This window comes from Weizmannia sp. CD-2023, assembly GCF_036225245.1.
Classification (GTDB): domain Bacteria; phylum Bacillota; class Bacilli; order Bacillales; family Bacillaceae_C; genus Weizmannia; species Weizmannia faecalis.
In genome coordinates this window covers 44,654-50,983 of sequence record NZ_JARTJQ010000078.1, presented here as the reverse complement: position 1 = coordinate 50,983, position 6,330 = coordinate 44,654, and the positions used below count along the sequence as shown (strand labels likewise).

Genomic DNA, 6,330 nt, shown 5'->3' with positions numbered 1-6,330 from the left:
CGCCGCCAGCGTTCGTCCTGAGCCAGGATCAAACTCTCAGTAAAGATGTTTGATAAAAGCTCAAAAAGAATTTGACGTTTCGTTTTGTCCAGTTTTCAAGGAACAATCTGTGTTGCTTTCTAAGCGACTTTAATATTCTACTACAAACGAATACTATTGTCAACAACTTTTTCAAATCTGTATTTCAGTAGGCATTTAATTAGCCAACGAATATTACTATACCATGCATTTGGCACGAATGCAATAGTTTTTCGCCATTTATTTTTCAAACAAGCTGAAGCCTGCTTCCTTTCACCAAAGCAGGAAAAAAGCTTATGGTTGGCCATAACAAACATCCATTCCCAAGAAACTGGCCACTTGAACGTTAATATTATATTAAAATAATGTTTTCAAAAAGCAGCGGTTCCTGCCCCGCTGCTTTTTGTAAGTTTTGCTTTGCTTAATCCCTGCTTTTCATTAATGGGAAGAGCAGCACGTCCCGGATAGACGGGGCATTGGTCAGCAACATGACAAGCCGGTCAACGCCGATGCCGAGTCCTCCTGTTGGCGGCATGCCGTATTCCAATGCTTCAATAAAGTCTTCATCCATTTGGTGCGCTTCGTCATTCCCCTGCTCGCGCTCTTTCAGCTGGTTCACGAAACGTTCGCGCTGGTCGATCGGGTCATTCAGTTCGGTGAAGGCATTGGCATGTTCACGGCCGACAATGAACAGTTCAAACCGGTCTGTAAACCGCGGGTCTTTTTCATTTTTTCTAGCAAGCGGCGAGATTTCGACCGGGTGCCCGTAAACGAAAGTCGGCTGGATCAGTTTTTCTTCTACCCTTTGCTCGAAAAATTCATTGACGATATGCCCGTATTCCATATGTTCCGTGATTTCAATATGGTGTTCTTTTGCAAGTGCCCTTGCTTCTTCGGTGCTTGTCACATTCCAGAAGTCGACGCCCGTATATTCTTTAATTGCATCGACCATATGCAGGCGGCACCATTCCGGTTCAAGATTTACTTCATGTTCGCCGTACCGGATGGCGGTGGTGCCGAGTACTTCTTTTGCTGTGTGCACAATCATGTTTTCAGTCAGCTGCATAATATCGTTAAAATCCGCATATGCTTCGTACAGCTCAAGCATCGTGAATTCCGGGTTATGGCGGGTATCGATTCCTTCATTGCGGAAAACGCGGCCGATTTCATAGACTTTTTCCAACCCGCCGACAATCAACCGTTTCAGGTGGAGTTCAATCGCAATCCGCATATAAAGGTCGATATCGAGCGCATTGTGATGGGTGATAAACGGCCGTGCAGCCGCCCCACCTGCAATGGCATGCATCATCGGCGTTTCGACTTCCAAATAGCCGTTCTTGTCCAAATAATTGCGGATGGACTGGATAATGCGGCTTCTTGTAATGAACGTGTTTTTACTTTCTTCACTCATAATCAGGTCGAGATAACGCTGACGGTACCGCTGCTCGATGTCCCGCAGGCCGTGGAATTTATCCGGCAACGGGCGCAGCGCTTTTGTTAACAGAATAAATTCTTTGACTTTGACGGACAATTCGCCCACTTTTGTCCGGAAAACCGTGCCTTTAAGCCCGACAATGTCGCCAAGGTCCGTGCTTTTGAATAACTCGTACTGTTCTTCGCCGACTGCGTCCTGGCGAATATAAAACTGGATTTGCCCTTTCAAGTCCTGGATATGGGCAAACCCGGCCCTTCCTTTCCGCCGTTTTGTCATGATCCGCCCGGCAATGGCAACTGGAATCTCTTTTTCTTCCAGTTGTTCTTCCGTGCATTCGCCGTATTTTTGTTTTAATTCTTCCGTGTCGGTTGTCCGTTCAAAACGCTTGCCGAACGGGTCCACCCCTTTTTCGCGGAGCGCCTCCATTTTTTCTTTCCGGACCAGATACTGTTCATTTATATTTTCGCCACTCATCTTTTTTCCTCCAATCGTTAAAAATGCCGGCCAATATGATAGAAAAGGAAAGACGCCTTTCCTTATTTTCCGCCCTCTTCAAGTATGAAAGGTTCTGCCGCCCAACATTAGCCATTATAGACGTATACCTCTATTATTGTACACAATCTTTCGCGTTCAGACATCCTTTCACCAGGTTTTTTCTTTGTATGTATACAAGCAAGTACTGCCGGGATTCCTCCGGCAGTACTCCGTTACATGGCCTGTCGTTGTTTCCGTACCGGTTATACACCAATCCGTATTTCAGTATAAAGCCGCCGCCGGGTTGTTTAAAATGCCCGGGGGTACCCTTTATGGCAAGAAAGCAGTATCCCCTGTGATCTGTTTCCACAGCCGGACACCATCTTTGTCTGTGCACTTTTTCAGCAGTTCCGCATACGGGGTTTTGGTTACAGGGTCGCAAAGTGCATGGTCCAATTCCGCGAGGGGAACCAAAACAAATGCCCGTTCATGCATGCGCGGGTGCGGAATGGTAAGATTCTCTGTTTTCATATTTTCCTGATTATACAACAAAATGTCAAGGTCTATTGTCCGCGGTCCCCAATGAATTTCCCTTTTTCTCCGTAACTTTTTTTCAATCTCAAGGCAGGCAGCGAGCAGGTCAAAAGGGGATAACCGCGTTTCAATTTGAACAGCCATATTTAAAAACTGTCCCTGCTCGGTGTAACCGACAGGATTGGTTTCATAAATGGATGAAACTTTGCAAACCTTTATGTCCGGGTTGTTTCTAAGTAACCGGATGGCGTGCTGAAGATAATCAAATCGCGGTTCAATATTGGATCCGAGTGCCAAATAAGCGAGATTATCCATTCTTTCTTCTCCTTGTAATTTCGACCGCAACGGACTTGTAATGGCCGGGAATGGGCGGGTCCGGTTTGGTTACTTTGACTGTGACTTCCGCAACTTTTTCGTATAAAGCGAGAATGGAAGCAGCCAGTTTTTCTGCGACAGCTTCAAGGAGCTTGAAAGGCTGCCCTTCAACAATTTTTTTCACGCATGCATAGACATCCGCATAACTGACGGTTTCTTCCAGCCGGTCGGTTTCGCCCGCCTGCTTTAAGTCCAAACCAAGCACGATGGATACACGGAAGCGCTGGCCCAGTTTATTTTCCTCGGGCAATACGCCGTGGTAACCGTAAAATTCCATATCATGAATATAAATTTTGTCCATCCTGTTCCCCTTTTCCGACGAGGGCGTCCATCATTTTCACCATTCTGCTTACAGGTTTTACATCGTGGACACGGACCATATGGCAGCCTTTCATGATGCCAAAGCAGCATACCGCCCCAGTGCCTTCCATTCTTTCGCCCGTCGGCAGCCCGAGCACGCTTCCGATCATGCGCTTCCTTGAGGCAGCAAGCAGAACGGGATAGCCGAGTCCAACAAGTTTGTCGAGGTTTCGCATCATTTCCATGTCTTCCTGAAAACCTTTCGCAAACCCGATACCCGGATCGAGGATGATTTGCCGGTCCTCGACGCCTGCTTTTTTTGCAATCGTGATGCTTTCATACAGGTCGTTCAGACAGTCCCGCATAAAATGTTCATACTGCGGCTTTTCGCGGTTATGCATTAAAATAATCGGAACGTTGTACTGTGCGGCAACATCGGCGATTTCCGGATCCCGTTTTGCCCCCCATACATCATTGATGATATGTGCGCCTGCTTTTATTGCTTCTTCCGCAGTTCTCGCTTTATACGTATCGACAGAAAGCGGCGCCTGGATTTTTCCTGCCACCGCGTGAATGACCGGCAAGATTCTCTCCAGTTCTTCCTCTGCTGACACCGGCTGATGCCCCGGCCTTGTCGACTCTCCGCCAATATCGAGCAGATCGGCACCGTCCTCTACCATCTGATACGCATGTTCCACCGCTTTCTCAGGCTGAAAAAAATTCCCTCCGTCCGAAAAAGAATCGGGCGTTACATTTAATATGCCCATTACATAGGTTTTACGGGTAAAATCGAACGTAAACGAACCACACTTCAACTGCTGTTCTCCCCTTTTTCAGTTCAATAATTATAGTCTATCACATCCGCGGCCATCGATTAATACGGAATACAAAGATGTGGGTCGCTGGAGCAGATCCGGGATCACCCCGGGCGCCCTACTAAAAAAGCTGCCGGATGCCAACTAGAGGCTGGCGTTTCAAACCAGCATAGATAGGCTGTGAAAAGAAAAACCCGCGGGGCGTTTCTCCGCGGGTTTTATCGTTTTTAATCTTCAAACTGGTAAAGCGGGGTGCTCAAATAGCGTTCGCCGGTATCCGGAATGATGGCAAGCACTTTTTTGCCTTTGCCGAGTTTTTTCGCCACTTCAAGGGCAGCGTAAACGGCAGCACCGGAAGAAATCCCGCCGAGAATGCCTTCTTTTGCCGCTGTATCTTTTGCCGCTTTGAAAGCCTGATCCGTTGTGACACGGATAATTTCATCGTAAATTTCTTTATCAAGTGTTTCAGGGACAAAGTTGGTGCCGATACCTTGAATTTTGTGCGGGCCCGGTTTGCCTTCAGACAACAGCGGGGAGTCATCCGGTTCAACAGCATAAATTTTGATACCTGGATAAGCTTCGCGCAGCGCCTGGCCAGCCCCTGTAATCGTTCCGCCGGTGCCGACGCCGGCAACAAAAGCATCGAGCTGATCTCCCATTTGTTCAATGATTTCTTTACCGGTTGTCAAACGGTGGATTTCCGGGTTGGCCGGGTTTTTGAATTGCTGTGGCATAAAATAGCCGTTTTCTTTCACGAGTTGTTCCGCTTTATTTACTGCGCCTTTAATGCCTTCAGAGCCCGGGGTTAAAACAAGCTTTGCCCCGTATGCACGCAGTAGGCTGCGACGTTCCATACTCATTGTTTCCGGCATGACAATGACAGCTTTGTATCCTTTTGCAGCCGCAATCATGGCAAGCCCGATTCCCGTGTTGCCGCTTGTCGGTTCAACAATGGTGTCGCCCGGTTTTAAGCGTCCTTTTTGTTCAGCGTCTTCAATCATCGCGAGGGCAATCCGGTCTTTTACACTGCTGGCCGGATTGAAATATTCCAGCTTCAAATACACTTCTGCATCATTTTCATTTGTCAGACGGTTTACTTTTACAACCGGTGTGTTGCCGACCAATTCAGCAACAGAGTTCACATACTTTGCCAAAATCATCCACCCCATATTCCGAGTATTTTTATTGGTTTAATATCTAAAAATTAACATCTTTTTACGCAATTGTCAACCAAAATGCCTTGCTATTCTATGACAAAGTGCCTAAGAAACAATGCCGGCAATATCGCTTTTTTAGCCACTGACGCTGGGCTTCTTGATCAAGCGACGGCTATTGCAACGGGACGGGGGCAAGCTTCCGTCAATCAAACAGGCCAGCCCCGATTAGACAACTTGGTTAAAAGTTGCCCATTCGCGCTCAAGGGGCCCGCATTCATCTGAAAAGGAAGGCCGTTTTGCCGAAAATCATCCTGCCCTCACGGCTTTCGCCTTACCCCTTTGCTTCTTCCAGCATTTGTTCCAGATCTTCACGGCTAAAATGGTATTTTTCACGACAGAAATGGCAGACGGCTTCAGCTTGCCCGTCTTCCTCGATCATGTCCCTGAGCTCCTGTTTGCCGAGGCCGATCATAGCAGAAGCAAATTTTTCTTTGGAGCAGGTGCATTCAAACCGTACTGCCATTTTCTCCAATATCTGCACATTTTCTTCGCCGAGCAGATTTGCCAATATTTCTTCCGGCGAAAGCCCCTGGCGGATAAGGTCGGAAATCGGGGCGGTATCAGAAATTTTATTTTCAATTTCCGAGATGACTTTCTCGTCTGTTCCCGGCATCAACTGGATGATAAACCCGCCGGAAGCCAGAATCGTGTTGTCGGGATTAACCAGCACACCGACACCGACTGCAGATGGCACTTGTTCGGAAGCGGCAAAATAATACGTAAAATCTTCGCCGAGCTCGCCGGATACAAGCGGAACCTGGCCTGAAAAATTCTCACGAAGCCCGAGATCTTTTACAACGGTAAGCGTCCCATCTGTCCCGACTGCACGCCGGACATCCAGCTTTCCTTTTTTGTTTAAATCAAAATGGGTTTGCGGATTGGTAACATAGCCCCGGACTTCCCCGTGTGCATTCGCGTCTACCAGAATGACACCGATCGGTCCGCCGCCTTCCACTTTGATCGTAATTTTTTCATCCCCCTTCAGCATGGCCCCCATCATCGCCCCCGCTGTCAACGTTCTGCCCAGCGCGGCGGAAGCTGTCGGCCAAGTGTAGTGCCTCCGTTGGGCTTCTCCAACGGTTTCCGTTGTTTCCGCAGCGTATGCCCGGACCTGCCCGTCATACGCTAATGCTTTAATTAAATAATCCGCCAAAAGAAAAAT

6 protein-coding genes are annotated in these 6,330 nt (G+C 47.8%); all 6 read right to left on the bottom strand.

The genetic code is table 11. The features are described 5' to 3' along the window. Positions 1-439 precede the first annotated feature (439 nt). The 6 genes from lysS to hslO all read right to left on the bottom strand — a co-directional run bounded on the left by lysS (position 440) and on the right by hslO (position 6,321). A complete protein-coding gene (gene lysS, locus P9687_RS11855; protein ID WP_046721998.1) occupies positions 440-1,927 on the bottom strand; it encodes a lysine--tRNA ligase in 1,488 nt (495 codons plus the stop codon). Between the two features lie 330 nt (positions 1,928-2,257). Beyond that, on the bottom strand, positions 2,258-2,776 hold the full coding sequence (gene folK, locus P9687_RS11850; RefSeq protein WP_017550858.1) for a 2-amino-4-hydroxy-6-hydroxymethyldihydropteridine diphosphokinase: 519 nt from the start codon (positions 2,774-2,776) through the stop codon (positions 2,258-2,260). Then, entirely contained in the window at positions 2,769-3,137 is a 369-nt protein-coding gene (gene folB / locus P9687_RS11845) for a dihydroneopterin aldolase (protein WP_014096547.1), read from the bottom strand. Before folB ends, folK begins: the two co-directional genes overlap by 8 nt. Beyond that, complete coding sequence (gene folP, locus P9687_RS11840; protein WP_014096548.1) at positions 3,115-3,951, bottom strand: dihydropteroate synthase; 837 nt, start codon at positions 3,949-3,951, stop codon at positions 3,115-3,117. The genes folB and folP overlap by 23 nt, the downstream gene beginning before the upstream one ends. A gap of 227 nt (positions 3,952-4,178) precedes the next feature. Further along, positions 4,179-5,105, bottom strand: a complete 927-nt coding sequence (gene cysK, locus P9687_RS11835) for a cysteine synthase A (RefSeq protein WP_014096549.1) — start codon at positions 5,103-5,105, stop codon at positions 4,179-4,181. Positions 5,106-5,439: 334 nt separating this feature from the next. Continuing rightward, entirely contained in the window at positions 5,440-6,321 is an 882-nt protein-coding gene (gene hslO / locus P9687_RS11830) for an Hsp33 family molecular chaperone HslO (protein ID WP_017550859.1), read from the bottom strand. Between the last annotated feature and the right edge of the window lie 9 nt (positions 6,322-6,330).